Annotated in this window: 19 protein-coding genes and 1 tRNA gene; 11 read left to right on the top strand and 9 right to left on the bottom strand. The window is 62.9% G+C overall.

From position 1 onward, the window contains the following. Positions 1-2: 2 nt before the first annotated feature. From IC761_RS02130 to IC761_RS02110, 5 genes are all read right to left on the bottom strand, one after another. Positions 3-1,424, bottom strand: coding sequence for a restriction endonuclease subunit S (locus IC761_RS02130; protein ID WP_195801670.1), 1,422 nt, complete (start codon positions 1,422-1,424; stop codon positions 3-5). After that, a complete protein-coding gene (locus tag IC761_RS02125) occupies positions 1,421-3,403 on the bottom strand; it encodes a type I restriction-modification system subunit M (protein WP_195801669.1) in 1,983 nt (660 codons plus the stop codon). The genes IC761_RS02130 and IC761_RS02125 overlap by 4 nt, the downstream gene beginning before the upstream one ends. Further along, positions 3,400-3,654 carry a type II toxin-antitoxin system Phd/YefM family antitoxin gene (locus IC761_RS02120; protein WP_246791425.1) on the bottom strand — a complete coding sequence of 85 codons (255 nt, stop codon included), beginning with the start codon at positions 3,652-3,654 and terminating at the stop codon, positions 3,400-3,402. The genes IC761_RS02125 and IC761_RS02120 overlap by 4 nt, the downstream gene beginning before the upstream one ends. A gap of 179 nt (positions 3,655-3,833) precedes the next feature. After that, positions 3,834-3,923 (bottom strand) — tRNA-Ser (locus IC761_RS02115). 468 nt (positions 3,924-4,391) lie between these two features. After that, on the bottom strand, positions 4,392-5,546 hold the full coding sequence (locus IC761_RS02110; RefSeq protein WP_195804519.1) for an ROK family protein: 1,155 nt from the start codon (positions 5,544-5,546) through the stop codon (positions 4,392-4,394). Between the two features lie 330 nt (positions 5,547-5,876). Between IC761_RS02110 and rplU the strand changes: the two genes are divergently transcribed. The 3 genes from rplU (at position 5,877) to IC761_RS02095 (ending at position 7,388) form a co-directional block, all read left to right on the top strand. Next, positions 5,877-6,269, top strand: a complete 393-nt coding sequence (rplU, locus tag IC761_RS02105; protein WP_195801668.1) for a 50S ribosomal protein L21 — start codon at positions 5,877-5,879, stop codon at positions 6,267-6,269. Between the two features lie 97 nt (positions 6,270-6,366). Next, the gene (rpmA, locus tag IC761_RS02100) at positions 6,367-6,636 is read left to right on the top strand and encodes a 50S ribosomal protein L27 (RefSeq protein ID WP_128962840.1); all 270 of its coding nucleotides are present in this window, start codon (positions 6,367-6,369) and stop codon (positions 6,634-6,636) included. Positions 6,637-6,794: 158 nt separating this feature from the next. After that, positions 6,795-7,388: a GNAT family N-acetyltransferase gene (locus IC761_RS02095; protein WP_195801667.1), complete on the top strand. Its 594-nt coding sequence runs from the start codon at positions 6,795-6,797 to the stop codon at positions 7,386-7,388. Between the two features lie 143 nt (positions 7,389-7,531). Here IC761_RS02095 and IC761_RS02090 read toward each other — a convergent pair whose 3' ends face one another. Continuing rightward, positions 7,532-8,446 carry a DMT family transporter gene (locus IC761_RS02090; RefSeq protein ID WP_195801666.1) on the bottom strand — a complete coding sequence of 305 codons (915 nt, stop codon included), beginning with the start codon at positions 8,444-8,446 and terminating at the stop codon, positions 7,532-7,534. 121 nt (positions 8,447-8,567) lie between these two features. Between IC761_RS02090 and IC761_RS02085 the strand changes: the two genes are divergently transcribed. The 3 genes from IC761_RS02085 (at position 8,568) to IC761_RS02075 (ending at position 12,037) form a co-directional block, all read left to right on the top strand. Further along, positions 8,568-9,050, top strand: coding sequence for a MaoC family dehydratase (locus IC761_RS02085; RefSeq protein WP_195801665.1), 483 nt, complete (start codon positions 8,568-8,570; stop codon positions 9,048-9,050). Positions 9,051-9,135: 85 nt separating this feature from the next. Beyond that, positions 9,136-10,176 carry a GTPase ObgE gene (gene obgE, locus IC761_RS02080; protein WP_195801664.1) on the top strand — a complete coding sequence of 347 codons (1,041 nt, stop codon included), beginning with the start codon at positions 9,136-9,138 and terminating at the stop codon, positions 10,174-10,176. 223 nt (positions 10,177-10,399) lie between these two features. Next, complete coding sequence (locus IC761_RS02075) at positions 10,400-12,037, top strand: alkaline phosphatase family protein (RefSeq protein WP_195801663.1); 1,638 nt, start codon at positions 10,400-10,402, stop codon at positions 12,035-12,037. Positions 12,038-12,172: 135 nt separating this feature from the next. Here the strand turns inward: IC761_RS02075 and IC761_RS02070 are convergent, their stop codons facing one another. Then, complete coding sequence (locus IC761_RS02070; RefSeq protein ID WP_195801662.1) at positions 12,173-13,138, bottom strand: Bug family tripartite tricarboxylate transporter substrate binding protein; 966 nt, start codon at positions 13,136-13,138, stop codon at positions 12,173-12,175. Positions 13,139-13,339: 201 nt separating this feature from the next. Between IC761_RS02070 and proB the strand changes: the two genes are divergently transcribed. After that, entirely contained in the window at positions 13,340-14,461 is a 1,122-nt protein-coding gene (proB, locus tag IC761_RS02065; protein ID WP_195801661.1) for a glutamate 5-kinase, read from the top strand. Here proB and IC761_RS02060 read toward each other — a convergent pair. Continuing rightward, entirely contained in the window at positions 14,409-14,768 is a 360-nt protein-coding gene (locus IC761_RS02060; protein WP_195801660.1) for a type II toxin-antitoxin system RelE/ParE family toxin, read from the bottom strand. The two genes, proB and IC761_RS02060, sit on opposite strands and share 53 nt — an antisense overlap. Further along, positions 14,758-15,039: a type II toxin-antitoxin system ParD family antitoxin gene (locus tag IC761_RS02055; protein ID WP_195801659.1), complete on the bottom strand. Its 282-nt coding sequence runs from the start codon at positions 15,037-15,039 to the stop codon at positions 14,758-14,760. The genes IC761_RS02060 and IC761_RS02055 overlap by 11 nt, the downstream gene beginning before the upstream one ends. Positions 15,040-15,231: 192 nt before the next feature. Here IC761_RS02055 and IC761_RS02050 point away from each other — a divergent pair, with 192 nt between their 5' ends. From IC761_RS02050 to rlmH, 4 genes are all read left to right on the top strand, one after another. Further along, complete coding sequence (locus tag IC761_RS02050; protein WP_195801658.1) at positions 15,232-16,539, top strand: glutamate-5-semialdehyde dehydrogenase; 1,308 nt, start codon at positions 15,232-15,234, stop codon at positions 16,537-16,539. Positions 16,540-16,561: 22 nt separating this feature from the next. Continuing rightward, the gene (locus tag IC761_RS02045) at positions 16,562-17,206 is read left to right on the top strand and encodes a nicotinate-nucleotide adenylyltransferase (RefSeq protein WP_195801657.1); all 645 of its coding nucleotides are present in this window, start codon (positions 16,562-16,564) and stop codon (positions 17,204-17,206) included. Positions 17,207-17,418: 212 nt separating this feature from the next. After that, on the top strand, positions 17,419-17,775 hold the full coding sequence (gene rsfS, locus IC761_RS02040; protein ID WP_195801656.1) for a ribosome silencing factor: 357 nt from the start codon (positions 17,419-17,421) through the stop codon (positions 17,773-17,775). Between the two features lie 107 nt (positions 17,776-17,882). Beyond that, a complete protein-coding gene (rlmH, locus tag IC761_RS02035; protein WP_195801655.1) occupies positions 17,883-18,365 on the top strand; it encodes a 23S rRNA (pseudouridine(1915)-N(3))-methyltransferase RlmH in 483 nt (160 codons plus the stop codon). Positions 18,366-18,391 lie beyond the last annotated feature (26 nt).

The following is an 18,391-nucleotide window of genomic DNA, read 5'->3' as shown; positions in this document are numbered from 1 at the left end:
GGTCAGGCGGCGACCTCCTCGCTCTCGGCATCGTCAATGACTTCGTCGAGATCATCTCCTTCGGCAAGATCGTCGGTGGCCTCAAGCTCGGCGACCTCGGGCAGGCTAGCAGCAGCAGCTCGGACATCGAGCTTGCCGGTGACGACATCGGCAATCAGGCGCGTTCGGAATTCTTGGATGAGGGCGATTTCCCGTTCAACTCGATCTGCGGCGGCGTTGATTTCAAGACTCTGCGTCTCGATATGAGAGATAATTCTTTGCTGTTCCACCAACGATGGAAACACGAACCTGTGCGCTCGAAGCTTCTCGCCGGTGAGATGCGCAATTGTGCTCTCATGGCCATCGACAAACGCGCCGAGTGCTACGGCTAGCCGAAGTTGAAGTAGCAAGAATTGCGGATTGTCCCGCTTCAGATTCCGGGGACGAAGCCGATGAAGTGCCTTCTGGAAGGCACACAATTCGAGCGCGTTGGACCAAATTGCAGCGCGACCAATCTCTCCGCCTTCACAGACAAGGAGATCGCCAAGTCGAACACAATAACGCGCGTACTCATCCGGCGGCACGTCCATCAAGGGCAAATTGATGACGTTGATCCCCTCCCATTGAACATCAGTATTTCGAAGGTAGGGGACCAGATAAGCGCCGGTGATCCTCTTGGTATCAAGCATTTTGCCTAAACATTGGTCGTAGCGATGACGCAGTGCCGCAACGTCCCACCCCTCCGGCACATCGCCAAGCCAGGAGACGCCTGAAGGCTTGAGCTTGACGTTCGGATCGAGGCCGCGCGTGACTGCGCGGTGGATGATCGCCTGCTTCTGCTCGTTCAGCAGCGCGATAATCTTCTTCTTGGCGCGGATCAGCTTCGCCGTCTGCGCACCATGGCGATCCAGAAACCTTACGATCAAGCGCTGCTCGTCGAGCGGCGGATAGGGAACGGGGATTGGTCCAAAACGATCAGTATAAAGGCGCAGAAAACCAGACTCGCCAGTACCGAGTCCCTTCGACTCCGCTCGGAATACCGCTGACAGAGAAGGCAATCGGAACGCCTGAAGAAGGTACGGATTGAATGCCTCGGGCTTGGGCTCGAACACGGCATAGTCTGGACTCACTAGGCCGCGAACACTGGCGACACCGAACAAGCCAGCCGCGGCCCGCATGCGATTCATGACCACCTGTCCGGGCTCAACAATCTTGAAGTTCACGAGCGACTCCGGCGGGATCAACTTGCCGCCCGCGTCAATGTGATCGACGAGCCCCTGCCGCATCCTCAGCGACAAGAGCCGTTCCGTTCCGGTCCTTGTCCGGTTATCGACCTCGCTCAAAAGTGTCTTGATTCGCCGTACGTCCCAATGCGCGGGTACGTCGTCAAGCCAAGCCAAGCCGCTCGGTTTCATCTCCGGATAGGAGCGAAGTCCGTCGATCATCGGGCGGCCCCGATGATGTCGGCCATCAGGCCCTCGGTCTCGCGCTCCAGCGCGAGGATATCGGCGCGGATCGCCTCCAGCGGGCGCAGCGGCTGCGGCTTGTAGAAGTAGCGTGTGAAGCTGATCTCGTAGCCGATCGTGGTTTTGCTCTCGTCGACCCAGGCGTCGGGTGCATGCGGCAGCACCTTGCGGCGAATGAACGCCTCGATCCCGCCGGGCTCCTGCAACGGCACCGTCTCCGTGTCGCGCAGGTCGCTGTCCGGCTCGTATTCGACCACGCAGCTCTTGCTATCGATGATGAGCGGGAACAATCCATGCAGCGGGTCGGCTTCGACCTTGTCCGCCTTGTGAATCTTACGGATCACCGGCGCGCCGTCCTCGGCAATGCGCCCCTCTTCCTTCAGCGCCTTGATCTCCTTCGGCGTATAGGCCCGCGTCGCGTCAATGCCCGCGGCCCGCAGGGGCCGCTCGACCGTCACCTTGGAATAGCCAAACTCGGCATTGTCGAAGATTCGGGATTGCTCGCCCTCGTCGAACGCCATGAAGGTGTCGAGAATGCGCTCGATATCGGGATCGGTCAGTTCACAATTCTTCTTGCCGAGGTTCTTGCGCAACGGCTTGAACCATTGAGTCGCGTCGATCAGTTGCACCTTGCCGCGCCGATGGCCGGGCTTGCGGTTCGACAGCACCCAGACGTAGGTGGCGATGCCGGTGTTGTAGAACATGTTCAACGGCAGGGCGACGATGGCCTCCAGCCAGTCGCTCTCGATCACCCAGCGCCGAACATTGCTTTCGCCTGAACCCGCATCGCCGGTGAACAGCGACGAGCCGTTGTGCACCTCGGCGATGCGCGATCCCGATGGGGTATCGTGCTTCATCTTAGACAGCATGTTCGCTAGGAACATCATCTGCCCGTCGCTTGAACGGGTGACGAGGCTGTATTCCGGGTCAGCGGCATGTTCGATCACGAAGCGCGGATCGCGCAGGCCGGCTTTGCCGCCCATGCGCTCCTGATCGCTCTTCCAGCTCTTGCCGTAAGGCGGATTCGACAACATGAAGTCGAATTCCCGGGACGGGAAAGCGTCGTTCGCGAGCGTCGACCATTCCGGGCCGCCGACCATGTTGTCGGCCTCTTCACCCTCGCCCTTGAGCAGCAGATCGGCCTTCGCGATGGCATAAGTCTCGCCGTTGATCTCCTGCCCGAACAGATGGGTGGAGACCTGCTTGCCGTGCTGCGCGGCAAGCTCCTTCAGCGTCTCTTCGCCGACGGTCAGCATGCCGCCGGTGCCGCAGGCACCGTCATACAGCAGATAGGTGCCGGACTGGATCTGGTCCGCGATCGGCACGAAGATCAGCTTCGCCATCAGCTTGACGGCGTCGCGCGGCGTCCAATGCTCGCCCGCCTCTTCGTTGTTGGCTTCGTTGAAGCGGCGAACCAACTCCTCGAACACCGTGCCCATCGCATGGTTGTCGAGCCCGGGATGCTTCTCCGAGCCGTCACCGTTCAGCACCGGCTTCGGGCCGAGATTGATCGAGCTGTCGAGGAATTTCTCGATCAGGACGCCCAGCACGTCGGCCTTTGACAGTTTCGGCAGCTGATTTCGGAATTCGAAATTATCGAGGATTACCTGCACATTCGGCGAGAAACCGTCGAGGAAGGCCTCGAAATCGGCCTTCAACTGCGCCTGCGAGGCACGATTGCGCAGATCGCGCAGATTGAATGGCGACGTGTTGTAGAAGGCCTGCTCCGCTGCCTGGCGCAGCGCAGCATCCTGATTGGTGACACCAGCCTTGTCGAGGTTGCCCTTCATCGACAGCACTGCGGCCTTGGTCGGCTCTAGCACCGCGTCGAGACGGCGCAGCACCATCATCGGTAGGATCACATCGCGGTATTTGCCGCGCACATAGAGATCACGCAGCGCATCATCGGCGATGCCCCAGATGAAGTTCGCGATCCAGTTCAGATCACCGTTGCTCATTCCTTGACTGATCCCCCGGATTTCCCAGACCGCTTAGCGCGACGCTTCGGTGAAGCAGCCACGTTCGCGCTCTCTCGTAGCTTCGCGTATTCTTCAACGGCCATCACAACCACGACCGGCCGCCCGTGCTTCTCGACCGTCACGGGCTCAGCACGCGCCAAATCGATAAGCCGCCCAAAGCCATACTTAGCGTCTTTGGCCGATATGCTTTGCAAGTTGTGCCCCACCCGAATCACACGACTTTTGGCCATTTTGGCCCCTTTATCAAGGTTGGCACGCGGAATCCGAGTACGTCATAATTGCCTAAGCCAATCCAACGCGCGCCGCGAGGCTGGCGGAGACCTAGTGGGCGCGCATCTGCAACGCATCGAACCGGCGATCACCGGGACGGAAACACTGGCCATGTATTCGAGGCGTAGTCATGGGGATATGGCGGAGAGGGAGGGATTCGAACCCCCGATAGGCTTGCACCTATGCCGCATTTCGAGTGCGGTGCATTCAACCACTCTGCCACCTCTCCTGAAGGCGCCAAGTTAGGAGCAGGGCCCCTGTGGTTGGGGGCGTTAATAGGCGAGGATGGCGGGCCAGACAAGGCGCGAAAGGGGAAAATCGGGGGGTTGTTTTGCGGGTTTCGGGCTGGAGCCGGGTCTGAGGCGAGCGAACGGAGTTCCGGATTGTTGTTTAGGGTGTTTCTTGGGGGTGCACCGCAACAGGACAATCCCCTGGAGGAAAGAGCCCTCACCCGCCGCGCGCGGGACGATGCTTTGCATCGCCCCGGGGCGCGTCGGCCTCTCCCGCAAGCGGGAGAGGCGAAGCAAGAAAAACGGGTGGGACCGCCAGACGCGGTAAACACTGGCGGTCCCGTGCCGCTCATCGAAATGCTGGCCGGGAAGGGCGGCTTCGCCGGCCGGCGTGAGGCGACGCTTCGACCCTAGCGGGTGGCCGGTGCGCCGCAACGCAATCCGGTCCTTAACCTAACCAGTCAAGGTTACTCCTTGGCGCCTTTACCATCGTCCTTGTTGTTTTCCTTGGCTTTCTTCTTTCCGTCCGCAGAATCCCGGTCCTTGCCGTTCCCATTCTCCTTGTGGCGGTTGGTGAAACGCGCATTGCCGAGGCCGGTGCCGATGGTGAGCACGCCCCAGCGGTCGACATCCTGCATGAACGGGATTTCGGAGAGGCCCTGAACCACGCCGTCATTGTGCATCAGGATGGCGGTATCGTGCTCGCCGATCTCTGGAATGCCTTCGAGCAGGCTCGCCGGCAGGTTGAACTTGCTGCTCTCCCAATTGCCCGGCAGGTTCTGCGCGCCCTTTTCGATTCCGCCGTCCTCGTTGATCACGCCGGGACAGGCGATGCCGATGAAGGGCGCGAGCTTGAAGCCTTCGGTCTCGGCCTCCGTGATCAGCGTCTTCAGCATCTTGATCAGGCGCTTGACCGCGCCTTCCCGGGTCGGCTCGTCGTCGGCGTGACGCCACAGCTCGGATTTCGCGACCTGCGCCTTCGACAGATCGTTCGCCTTCTTCCAGCAGGTTTCCACCACGCCGCAGCGAATATTGGTGCCGCCGATATCGACGGCGAGGATGCTGTCATGCGCCTCGAAGATCCAGGATGGCGCCAGATGCAGCGCGCCGATCAGGCCCGCCTCGTCCGGATGATGGCGGATCGGCTGCATGTCGATCTTGAAATCCTCGGCCTTGAGGATGATCTCGGTGCGCGCGATCGCGAGCTCGCCCAACCGCGAATCGCGGAATCCGCCGCCGACCACGATGCGTTCGGTCCTGGCCCAGGCCTTGGTCTTGAGGAAACGCCGCGTGACATAGGCGAGCTCCTGGGCAAAATCCTCGATGGCGCTGTGCACCACGGCCGAGGCCTCGGTGTCGTCGCCGACCAGGATGTCGTCCAGGACTTTTTTGCTGATCTTCTCCGACGGTTCGTCGCCAAAGGGATCCTTGCCCGATTTGTGCAGCGGCTTGCGCCAGCGGTCAAAAATCTTGCGGAACGCGCCCTTGCTGGCGCGGTCGCCGAGAAAGCCGTCCTCGTCCTTGATCTCGATGTTGAAGCTGTCGACGTCCACCGACGGCAGCCGCGCGGCGCCGTGATGGGCGATGCCCGTCGTCGTCTTGACCAGCTCGTCCGTTGCCATGGAAAGCCCTTGCCCGAATGCCAATTCGCGAGGACAACGGCGCGGGAACCCGTTGGTTGCAGCGCGGGCCGAGATTCGATTCCGGACCGGCGAGCGGCCCAAATCCTTCCAATCCGGGCCTTTTCGCCCGCTTTTCCTTGACTCTTCAGGGATCGCGGCTATAAGTCCCGCAACCGGCGCGGGGCGTTTCTCGCGCCGCTTGTTTTTGCGTGGGTTTTCAAAGGGATATCTCCCGCCCGCACAAAGCTCGCATAAACCCGTAACGACTGACAAAAAGCCGGCCCGGACATCTTGTCGCGAGGCCGGGATTGAACACGAAGGAAAAAAACGATGTTCGCAGTCATCAAAACCGGCGGCAAGCAATACCGCGTCGTGCCGGATGATGTTCTGGAAGTTGGCAAGATCGAAGGCGAAGTCGGCTCGATCGTGCAGTTGAACGAGGTGCTGGTGCTCGGCGGTGACACGCCGGTGCTGGGCGTTCCGACGGTCGCAGGCGCGTCCGTTGCGGTCGAGATCCTCGACCACAAGCGCGGTCCGAAGGTCATCGCGTTCAAGAAGCGCCGCCGCAAGAATTCGCGCCGCAAGCGTGGCTACCGCGACGAGATCACGGTGCTGCGCATCAGCGAGATCCTGGCGGACAACGCCAAGCCGACCAAGGGGCCGCGTCCGAAGAAGGCGAAGGTCGCCAAGGACACTGCCGAGGAAGAAGCCGCCGCCGCATAATTTGATCACGCCAATTCACGAATTGATGCGTGAGAAATTGTGAAATGATTCCGTCAAGGAATTGAACTAGAGATACGCAGGATTTCGGAGACGAGCCATGGCTCACAAAAAAGCAGGCGGTTCATCGCGCAACGGGCGCGATTCAAAGGGCAAGCGCCTTGGCGTCAAGGTGTTCGGCGGGGAGCACGTGATTCCCGGCAACATCATTGCGCGTCAGCGCGGCACCACCTGGCATCCCGGCCTTAATGTCGGCATGGGCACCGACCATACGTTGTTCGCCAAGATCGAGGGTCGTGTTGAATTCCAGGCCAAAGCCAACGGTCGCACCTTCGTAGCGGTACTCCCGCTCGCAGAGGCTGCTGAATAGACGGTGGATCAAATTTGGAGTCCGCCGGGTCCTGACCAAACCGGCGGAGTCCACACTTAGGCTCCAGGGGAGGCGGGAAACCGGCCTCCCCTTTCGTTTGAACTGCTCACTTTATGACTTGCTCGCTTTTCACTTAGTGACTTCTGACGGAGCCGGACATGTTGCAGGACTTTTCGAGCGTGACCTTGCGGGAGGCGAGACCGAGCGTCGTCGCCACCGAGCGGCTGACCTTGCGCCGACCGACACTCGCCGACGTCAAGACCATCGCCCGCCTCGCCAACGACCGCCGCATCGCGGAAAACACCCGCCGCCTGCCGCATCCCTATTCGCACGACGACGCGGTTGAATTCATCCGCGCCACCTCCGAGCTCGGCAGCGAGACCGTGTTCCTGATCGAGCACGACAACGCGCCGATCGGCATGGTCGGCATCGATTGCTCCACGCCCGACAATGCCGAGCTCGGCTACTGGCTCGGCGTCGAGCATTGGGGCCGCGGCTTTGCCACGGAAGCCGCGCGCGGCGCGATCGACTTCTTCTTCGAGGAATTCGACGGCGATCACCTCTCAGCCGGTGCGCGCGTCACCAACCCGGCCTCGCGCAAGATCCTGGAGAAGTGCGGCTTCCAGTGGAGCGGCGTCGAGCTGCACCGCTTCCTGGCGCTGGGCTCCTCGACGCCGGTGGACTGCTTCCGTCTCTCGCGCGGCGTCTGGGCGTCGCTGAAGAGCTGGAGCAGCGCGCGACGGATGAGGTAGGCCCAGCTCTCACCGCGAGTCGTCCCGGCGGAGGCCGGGACCCATAACCACGACTGTTCGTGACGCGAAGATTCCCACTCCGAGTCTTCGCAAAACTGCTCCCTGGGGTATGGGTCCCGGCCTCCGCCGGGACGACATTGTGGTTACGCCGGCGGATTCACATCCGCGTTGCCGCGCCCCAAATCGCGCTCACGCAAATAGATGTAGAATCCGGCGCCGATGATGATCGCGGCGCCGACGATGGTTGCGAGCTGCGGCACGTCGCCGAACACGACGAAGCCGAAGATCACCGCCCAGACGATCATCGAATATTGGTAGGGCACGACCACGCTCGCCGGTGCGAGTTTCAAGGACCGGTTGACGCAGAACAGCGCCGTCACCGAGATGGCCCCCGCCAGCGCGAAGATGAGGAGACTGCCCGGCGTCGGCGGCACCCAGTGAAACGCCGACATCACCGCACCCAGCAGGAACGTGCCGACGAATTGCGAGGACGCCATCACGATATCGGGGGTCTTGCGCAGGCTGCGCGTGATCAGCATCAGCGTTGCAAACGACAGGCTGCCGCCGAGCGCGATCAGCGCCGGCGGGCTCACCATCTGCGCCGACGGCCGCAGCGCAATCAGCACGCCGCAGAAGCCGATCAGGATCGCGGTCCAGCGCCGCCAGCCGACTTTCTCGCGCAGGAAGATCGCCGACATCGCGGTGACGAAGATGGGACCAGCGAGATAATAGGTGACGACGTCGGCGAGCGGCAGATAGACGGTCGCAATGAAAAAGGCCGCCACCTCCAGCGTCGACAGCGTGACACGAAGCAGCTGCAATCGCGGCCGCTCCATGTGCAGGAACTGGTGGCGCTGCTTCCAGATCAGCGGCGACAGCAGCAGCAGCGCGGCGCAACCGCGCAACAGCAGGAGCTGTCCGACCGAATAGGTGCCGACCAGGAACTTGCCCATGGCGTCGCCGAACGAGAACATGAAGATCGACAGCAGCATCAGCGCGATGCCGGCCAGCCGCGCCGAGCGGTCGTCATAGGCAGAGAGATTCTTGAAGAAGGGCATCGAGCGCCGTTTTAATGACGCTGGCGGCCGCGACAAGCCCACGCAAGATGAATTGAACGGATTGTCGCACTCTTCGCATCGCGGTAGCGATAGGCACAGCACTGACGAAAGAGTTTTGGTCATGACCGACTTCGACCCGGCGCAGCATCGCATGATCCCCCAGCAACGCTGGTTTGAGGATTTTGCCGTCGGCGAACGCTTCGTGCTGCCGAGCCGTACCCAGACCTCGGCGGTGTTCACGGCGTTCCAGACCGCGAGCGGCGACACCCATCCGGTGCACTATGATGTGGAATATTGCCGCGCCCGCGGCATGCCGCATCTGCTCGCACACGGTTTCCAGACGCTGATCCACACCGCGCCTGGCGCCGGCCTGTTTCCGTTCATGGTCGAGGACTCCCTGGTCGGCTTCCTCGAGCAGTCGAGCCGGTTCCTCAAGCCGGTGTTCGCCGACGACACGATCTATCCGGCGCTCGAGGTCACCGAGCTCCTGCCGGGACGCACGACCGGTGCAGTGACGCTTCGGAGCACCGTGTTCAACCAGCGCAAGGAGCTGGTGCTGGCGGGGATGCAGAAATTCCTGATCCGGCGAAGACCAGCCAGTTAAGCAAGGGCCTGGAATCGCGAATTTTCCGCCGATTCAGGGATAAGTCCGGGTTGCCGCGCGGGACCGGCTGGCCTACCTATGGCCCATGAAATTCCTCGACGAAGCAAAGGTCTATATCCGCTCCGGTGACGGCGGGAACGGCTGCGTGGCGTTCCGCCGCGAGAAGTTCATTGAGTTCGGCGGTCCCTCCGGCGGCAATGGCGGCCGCGGCGGCAATGTCGTGATCGAGGTCGCCGATGGCCTCAACACGCTGATCGACTACCGCTACCAGCAGCACTTCAAGGCCCAGAAGGGCGAGAACGGCTCGGGCTCGGACCGCCATGGCGCCAACGGCAAGAACATCGTGCTGAAGGTCCCCGTCGGCACCCAGATTTTCGACGAAGACCGCGAGACGCTGATCCACGACTTCACCAATGTCGGCGAAAAGTTCGTTCTCGCCGAGGGCGGCAATGGCGGCTTCGGCAACGCGCATTTCAAGACCTCGACCAACCGCGCACCGCGCAACGCCAATCCCGGCCAGACCGGCGAGGAGCGCTGGATCTGGCTCAAGCTGAAGCTGATCGCCGATGCCGGCCTCGTTGGGCTCCCCAACGCCGGCAAGTCGACCTTCCTGTCCAAGGTCAGCGCGGCGCGGCCGAAGATCGCCGACTATCCCTTCACCACGCTGCATCCGCAGCTCGGCGTCGTGAATGCCGACGGCCGCGAATTCGTGCTGGCGGATATCCCGGGCCTCATCGAGGGCGCGCATGAAGGCGTGGGTCTCGGCGACCGTTTCCTCGCCCATGTCGAGCGCTGCCGCGTGCTGCTGCATCTCGTCGATGCGACCAGCGAGCATGCCGGCAAGGCCTACAAGACCGTGCGCAAGGAGCTCGAAGCCTATGGCGGGCAGCTCACCGACAAGGTCGAGATCGTTGCGCTGAACAAGATCGACGCGGTCGAGCCGGATGAACTGAAGAAGCAGAAGGACCGGCTCAAGCGCGCCGCCAAGAAGACGCCACTGCTGCTTTCGGGCGTTACCGGCGATGGCGTCAAGGAAGCCTTGCGCGCGCTCGCCGACGTGATCGGCGAGAGCCCGGTCTCCGCCAAGGCGAAGAGCGCGGCCGAAGCGGAGCCGTGGTCGGCGTAAGCCGTCGTCCCGGCGAAGGCCGGGACCCATAACCACCGAACGCGATTTGGCGAAGATTGGTCGTTGTCGTCTCGCGCGATAACTTCTTCTGAGGAGTATGGGTCCCGGCCTTCGCCGGGACGACATTGGAGTGTACGGCCACGGATACGCACGTCACTCAACGGTTGTCTTGGCGCCCTCGATAGCGCAGCATCCAACAATCAAGAAACGGCAGGGATGACGCATGGCGCGCGCGAGGAACGTTCTCTGGATCATGTGCGACCAGCTTCGCTATGATTATCTCGGCTGCACCGGCCATCCCCGGCTTAAGACCCCGAACATCGACGCCATGGCGAAGCGCGGCGTGCTGTTCACCAAAGCCTATGTGCAATCGCCGATCTGCGGCCCGTCGCGGATGTCATTCTACACCGGGCGCTACATGCGCTCGCACGGCTCGCACTGGAACGGCTGGCCGCTGCGCGTCGGCGAGCCCACGCTCGGCGATCATCTGAAAAAAATCGGCGTGCGCAACGTGCTGGTCGGCAAGACCCACATGGCGCCCGATCTCGAAGGCATGAAGGCGCTCGGCATTCCGCCGGAATCGATGATCGGCGTGCACGTCGCCGAATGCGGCTTTGAGCCCTACGAGCGCGACGACGGCCTGCACCCGACCGGCCGCCCACGACCGAAATACGACGAGTATCTGCGCCAGCAGGGATTTGAAGCCACCAATCCCTGGGAGCACTGGGCCAATTCAGGCGCGGCGGAGGACGGCTCGCTTCAGAACGGCTGGCTGCTGGTGCACGCCGACAAGGCCGCGCGCGTGCCGGAGGAACATTCCGAGACGCCCTACATGACGCGGCGCGCGATGGACTTCATCAGCGAGGCCGAGAACGACGGCAGGCCATGGTGCCTGCATCTGTCCTACATCAAGCCGCACTGGCCCTACATCGCGCCCGAGCCCTACGCCAGCATGTATTCGACCGATGACATGATCCCGGTGATCCGCTCCGACCGCGAGCGGCAAAACCCGCATCCGGTGTTCGGCGCCTATATGGACATGCGCTACTCCCGCAACATGGCGCGTGACGATGCCCGCGAGAAGGTGATCCCGACCTATATGGGCCTGATCACCCAGATCGACGACCAGATCGGCGTACTGATGAAGTTTCTGGAAGAGCGCGACCTTCTGGAAACAACCATGATCGTGTTCACCTCCGATCATGGCGATTATCTCGGCGATCACTGGATGGGCGAGAAGGACCTGTTCCACGAGCAATCGGCCAAGATTCCGCTGATCGTCATCGACCCCTCGAAAGAGGCAGACGCGACGCGCGGCACGCGCAGCGATGCTTTGGTCGAGGGCATCGATCTCGCGCCGACCTTCGTCGATTATTTCGGCGGCAAGGTGCCGGACCACATCCTCGAAGGCCGTTCATTGCTGCCGCTGCTGCGCGGCCCGACGCCGCCGGGGGATTGGCGCAAGGTCGCGTTCTCCGAATACGACTACGCCATGCAGGACGTGCGGCTGAAGCTGAACCAGCCGATCGAGCGCTGCCGCCTGTTCATGGTGTTCGACGGCCGCTGGAAATACATCCACGCCTCCGGCTTCCGTCCGATGCTGTACGATCTCGAAACCGATCCGGACGAGTTTCTGGATCGCGGCGACGATCCCCAATGCGCCGGCATCATCGCGCGCCTTCAGGCCGAACTATTCGATTGGGCGCTGCATCCGAACGACCACATCACCACGCCCCGCGAGAAGATCTCGAACTACGCCGACAACCAGCTCCAGGTGAAGGGCGGCATCTTGATCGGCATCTGGGACGAGGCCGAGCTCGCGGCGATCAAGGACGGCATCGCCCAGCGCGCGAAGATGTGAGTGAGGGGCGAAGTGCTCCCGGCTCGTCATGCCCGGGCCTGACCCGGGCATCCACGTCTTGCGGCAATCGCGGATGTGCGTGGATGGCCGGGACAAGCCCGGCCGTGACGACGGAGTGTTTGATACGAGCAGAGGCTAATTCTCGATCTTATACCCCGTCGCCTTCACGATCGGCTGCCAGAACGCCGTGTTCGCGGCGAGCTCCTTGGTCAGTCCATCTGCGCCGCTGCCGACCGGAATCAGCCCGATCGCTGTCAGCTTCTCCTTCACCTCCGGCTTGGCGAGCGCCGCGCTCGCGGCGGCGCCGAGCTTACTGGCGAATTCCGGCGGACTGCCGGCGGGGAGCCACATGCCGTACCAGGCATCAGCGACGAGATCGATGCCGGTCTCCTTCAGCGTCGGGACTTCAGGCGCGAACCGCGAGCGCTCCGCGCTCGACACCGCGATGATCTTGACGCCCTCGGCGCGGTGCTGCGGCAGCGCATCGGCCAGCGTGGTGATGCCGAACGAGATATGGCCCCCGATGATGTCGTTGAGGATCGGCGCGCTGCCGCGATAGGGCACGCGGGTCAAGGGAATACCGAGATCCTTCTCGAGCTTGGAGCCCATGAAATGCGGGATCGTGCCGTTGCTCGGCACCCCGAACGACGTCTTGTCCGGATGTGCCTTCAGCCAGGCGACAAATCCCTTGAAATCCGCAACATCCATCGCCGGTCCAACCACCAGCGCGAATTCGAACCGCGCCAGCAGCGACACCGGCATAAAATCCTTCGCCGTATCGAAGCTCGGCGTGCTCTCTACCATCGGCAGCAGGTACATCGTCGGGCCTGTCGTCACCAGCACCATGCTGCCGTCGGGGCTGGCCCCCTTCACCGCCTTGATGCCGATCAGCCCGTCGCCGCCGGTGCGGTTTTCGACCACGATGGTCCGTTGCAGCACCGGGGCCATCTCCTGCGCGATCAGCCGGCACAGCGTGTCACCGCCCGCCCCCGCTGCGAACGGAAAGATGATCTTTGTCAATCCGGCCTGCGCTTGTGCCTCGCCTGCCTGCGCCAGCAGCGGCAGACCGAAACATCCGGCGATGAAGTTACGGCGATCCATTCGTTTCCTCTTTCGGCCCATTATCGTTGGCGGCCATTAGAGCCAGCCGGGCACGCGACACAAGGCCGACATTGGTGGCGTTTACCATGCGGGCTGCCTTGCGCCGGGCATGATCCTGCTGCAAAAGCAGACCTATCGGCGCCGCCTGTCGCTCCGCCGTTTCTCGATCAATTCGCAACCTCAGCGCCAAAACATACACACATGGCCAGCCCCGAACTCAGTCAATTCCGCCGCATCGTCGTCAAGGTCGGCTCCGCGCTGCTGGTGGATTCCGACAAAGGCGAGGTGCGTTCGTCGTGGCTGGCCGCGCTCGCCGACGACATGGCCAGGCTGCACCGCGAGGGCCGCGACGTCCTCGTCGTTTCGTCCGGCTCGATCGCACTCGGCCGCAGCCGGCTCAAGCTGCCGCGCGGGCCGCTGAAGCTGGAGGAGAGCCAGGCGGCGGCCGCCGTCGGCCAGATCGCGCTGGCGCGGATCTGGTCGGAGGTGCTCGGCGCCCACGGCATCGGCGCCGGACAGATTTTGGTGACGCTCCAGGACACCGAGGAACGTCGCCGCTATCTCAATGCGCGCTCCACCATCGGCAAGCTTCTGGAATGGCGCGCGATCCCTGTGATCAACGAGAACGACACGGTCGCCACCAACGAGATCCGCTACGGCGACAATGACCGCCTCGCCGCGCGCGTCGCCACCATGGCGAGCGCGGATTTGCTGGTGCTGCTCTCCGACATCGACGGGCTCTACGACGCCCCGCCGAAGAACAATCCGAACGCAAAGCTCATTCCCGTGGTCGAGAGCATCTCCTCGGAGATCGAGGCGGTGGCGGGCGACGCCGAGTCCGAGCTCTCGCGCGGCGGCATGCGCACCAAGGTCGAGGCCGCCAAGATCGCGACCACCGGCGGCACGCATATGCTGATCGCTTCCGGCAAGATCGAGCATCCCTTGCAGGCGATCGCCGATGGCGGCCGCTGCACCTGGTTCCTGACCCCGGCCAATCCCATCACATCGCGCAAGCGCTGGATCGCGGGCACGCTGGAGCCGAAGGGCACGCTGACCATCGATGCCGGCGCGGTGACGGCGCTGCGCGCCGGCGCCAGCCTGCTGCCGGCCGGCGTGATCAAGGTCGAGGGCCAGTTCGCCCGCGGCGACGCCGTGATCGTGCGCGGCCCCGACACCAGCGAGATCGGCCGCGGCCTGATTGCCTATGACGCCGAGGTCGCCGAGCGGATCAAGGGCCGCTCGTCGCCGGACGTGATGCTCATCCTCGGCATCAGCGGCCGGTCCGAGATGATCCACCGCGACGATCTGGTGGTCGGCGGGTAAGCCGACAATGCCATTGCATGTCGTCGGAGCCGATATCCTGGCGGCCGTGCATGACACGGATGATCTCAACGCCGTCGGGCAACGGGACATAGAAGATCACGTAATTGCCGACGGGGAAGCTGCGCAGATTTGCGCGCAGTTCTCGACGTTCGCGCCCGGCCAGCGGATTGACCACTAGCATTTCGAATACCTCTCCGATGCGTGCGATCTGCTTGTCGGCGGCGCGAACGCTGTCAGCGGAGATGAAGTCCCAGATCGAATCGAGATCGAGATCAGCTTGTGAGGCCTTGCGAAGCCTATTTGCCACGTTTCCGCGCGGCCAATCGTTGCCGTCCCCGCGCCTTTACATCTTCGAGCCACTCATGGATATCGCCGACCTCTTCCATCGGCCCGCTGTCAAACCCCTTCTGGATTTCTTCCCGCAGCGCCTCCAGCTTGAGCTTGCGCTGCTCTTCACGCTCCTCGACGAGGCGCAAGCCTTCGCGCATGACCTCGCTCGCGGTAGCGTAGCGGCCGCTTTCGACCAGATTGTCGATCAGGTCCTCGAAATGCTTGCCAATGCTGTAGCTGCTCGCCATGGGAAGCTCCGTTATCAGATAATGATACTTATTGATATTTGAGCTGCCCGCAAGCTCCAGTCCGGCCTCTGGCACAACCGGGCCATTGGCCGACCTGTCGGCACGAAGCGGACCCCTGCCATACCCTCCCCACCCTTCGCAAAAGCGGGATTTCCGTGCTAGGACACCGCCTTAGCAGAAGGTTGAACTCCCATGGCCGCCCCCCTCAAAGCCGTTGACGGCAATGCCGATCGAACCGCCGATCTCTTGGCGCTGATGTCCGATCTCGCAGCCAAAGCCCGCGCTGCCGCGCGCGTGCTGGCGCTGGCGCCGCCGGAGCAGAAGAACCGGGCGCTGGAGGCCATGGAGCGGGCGATCCGTGCGAACTCGGCCGCGATTCTCGCCGCCAATGCCGAGGATGTCGCCGAGGCCCGCGCGGCGAGCAACATGACGGCGTCCTTCATCGATCGCCTGACGCTGACGCCGGCGCGGGTTGAGTCGATGGCCGACGGCGTCGGCATCGTGCGCGGCATCGCCGATCCGATCGGGGTCGTCACCGAGCGCTGGCAGCGGCCGAACGGCATGACCATCGAGCGCGTGCGCGTCCCGCTCGGCGTCGTCGGCGTGATCTTTGAGAGCAGGCCAAACGTTGCGGCGGATGCCGGCGTGCTGTGCCTGAAGTCCGGCAATGCCGTGATCCTGCGCGGCGGCTCGGATAGTTTCCGCTCGTGCCGCGCCATCCATGAATGCCTGGTGCAGGGCCTGCGCGAAGCCGGCCTGCCCGAAGCCGCCATCACGCTGGTGCCGACACGCGATCGCGCAGCGGTCGGCATGATGCTCTCAGGATTGAACGGCGCCATCGACGTCATCGTGCCGCGCGGCGGCAAGAGCCTCGTCGCGCGCGTCGAGCAGGAGGCGCGCGTGCCGGTGTTCGCGCATCTCGAAGGCGTCAACCACGTCTATGTCGACGCCAGCGCCGACCTCGCCATGGCGAAGTCGATCGTGCTCAACGCCAAGATGCGCCGCACCGGCGTCTGCGGCGCGGCCGAGACGCTGCTGGTCGATCGCGCCGCTGCCGCGAAGACCCTGAAGCCGCTGGTCGAGATGCTGATCGAGGCCGGCTGCGAAGTCCGCGGCGACGAGGTGGTGCAAGAGACTGATGCGCGCGTAAAACCTGCAAATGACGACGATTGGGACACCGAATATCTCGACGCGATCATCGCAGCGAAAGTGGTCGACGGCGTCGACGGCGCGATCGCGCATATCCAGACCCACGGCTCGCAGCACACCGATGCGATCGTGAGCGAGGATCAGGCTGCGGCGAGGAAATTCCTCAGCGAGGTCGATTCCGCGATCGTGCTGCACAACGCCTCGACACAGTTCGCCGACGGCGGCGAGTTCGGCTTCGGCGCCGAGATCGGCATCGCCACCGGCCGATTTCACGCCCGCGGTCCTGTCGGCGCCGAGCAGTTGACGAGCTTCAAATATCGCGTTCACGGCACAGGACAGACGCGACCGTAGGTAACGATGCGAGGCGCGGACATTGAGTAACAATTTCGTCGCGCCACGTTTCTTCGCGCAGGCCATACCGCCCTACACCGAAGGCATGCGCATCGGCCTGCTCGGCGGCTCGTTCAATCCGCCGCACCAGGCCCATCGCGCGATCAGCCAGTTCGCGCTGAAACGGCTTCAACTCGATCGCGTGTGGTGGCTGGTGACGCCAGGCAATCCACTGAAGGAGAACGGCACGCTGCATGAGCTCGGCGAGCGCATGCAGGCCGCGCGCGATGTCGCCAACGATTCCAGGATCGAGGTGAGCTGTCTCGAATCCGTCATTCGTACACGCTATACTATCGACACGATCAACACCTTGCGCCGCCGCCTCTCGGGCTTGCGCTTTGTCTGGATTATGGGCGCCGACAACCTCGCTCAATTCCATCGTTGGCAGCACTGGCGGCGCATCGCCGACCAGGTGCCGCTTGCGGTCATCGATCGCCCGCCGCAGAGTTTTCGCGCCCTTGCCTCGCCCGCCGCCCAGGCGCTTTCGCGCTTTCGCTTGCCAGAGAATAAGGCAGCATTGCTTGCGGATCAGCCCGCGCCGGCCTGGGTCTTCCTGACCGGAATGAAGCTGAATCTCTCCTCGACGGGTTTACGGAACCCGGACGGGAGCTGGAAAGGTACGAAGTGAGACGCAGTGCGGGGTTTTGGGTCTCTCTGGCATATTGAAACCCTTAACCCCACATGATGTAGTGTAACCAGCGAGGGCCGGATTCGGCCTTCGCGATACAGTGAAAGGAATGGTCCCTGGCCACGTCTGTATTGTCCAAGTCAGCTTCAACGAAGTCTGTTTTACCCAAGGCTACGAAACCGACGCGTAAAACATCGACCCAAGCTGCGGCCTTGAAGGCGCAACCCGACGCCGACAAGACGCTGAGCCTGATCCTCTCCCGCCTCGAGGACATGAAGGCGGAAGAGACGGTCACCATCGACCTTCGCGGCAAATCGGCATACTCCGACTACATGATCGTCACCTCCGGCCGCGTGAACCGGCACGTTGGCGCGATCGCGGAGAACGTCACGAAGAGCCTCAAGGAAACCGGCATCAAGAACATCCATGTCGAGGGCTTGCCCAATTGCGACTGGGTGCTGATCGATTCCGGCGATGTGATCGTGCACGTGTTCAGACCCGAGGTCCGTGAGTTCTACAATCTGGAAAGATTGTACACGCAGGGCCCAGGGGCGGCGAAGGCGATCTAAGCGCGTTCCTAAAGGCTGCTGGCCGATTTCGAATCGGCTGACGCGCATGCTAGCGTCGTGCGCGCGCGGGATGCGCGCGATCTTGAAAGCACGACTCTGAACACATCATGCGTGTTGCTGTCATTGCGGTGGGCCGGCTGAAGCAGGGCCCCGAACGGGAGCTTGCCGACCGCTATTTCGAGCGGTTCGACGAAGCCGGCCGCAAGCTCGGATTCCGCGAGCTCGCCATCCACGAACTTCCCGAAAGCCGCGCGCGCGACGCGGCGACCCGGATGGCCGAAGAGGCCGCGGCGATCTCCGCGCATATTCCCGACAAATCGATCCTGGTGGCGCTGGACGAGCGCGGACAAAATCTCGATTCCACCGTATTCGCACGGCATCTCGGGCGCTGGCGCGACGAGGGCGCCGGTCATACTATCTTCGTGATCGGAGGGGCGGACGGACTTTCGCCCGAATTGCGCCGTAAGGCCAAGCTCGCGATCGCGTTCGGCTCTGCGACCTGGCCGCATCAAATGGTCCGCGTCATGCTTCTGGAACAGCTGTATCGGGCCGCCACCATTCTGGCCGGCCACCCCTATCACCGCGCGTGATACGCGCCACAACGAGCACCTTTGCC

It is taken from the genome of Bradyrhizobium commune, assembly GCF_015624505.1.
In the GTDB taxonomy this organism is placed as follows: Bacteria; Pseudomonadota; Alphaproteobacteria; order Rhizobiales; family Xanthobacteraceae; genus Bradyrhizobium; species Bradyrhizobium commune.
This window is presented reverse-complemented; position numbering and strand designations above follow the sequence as displayed.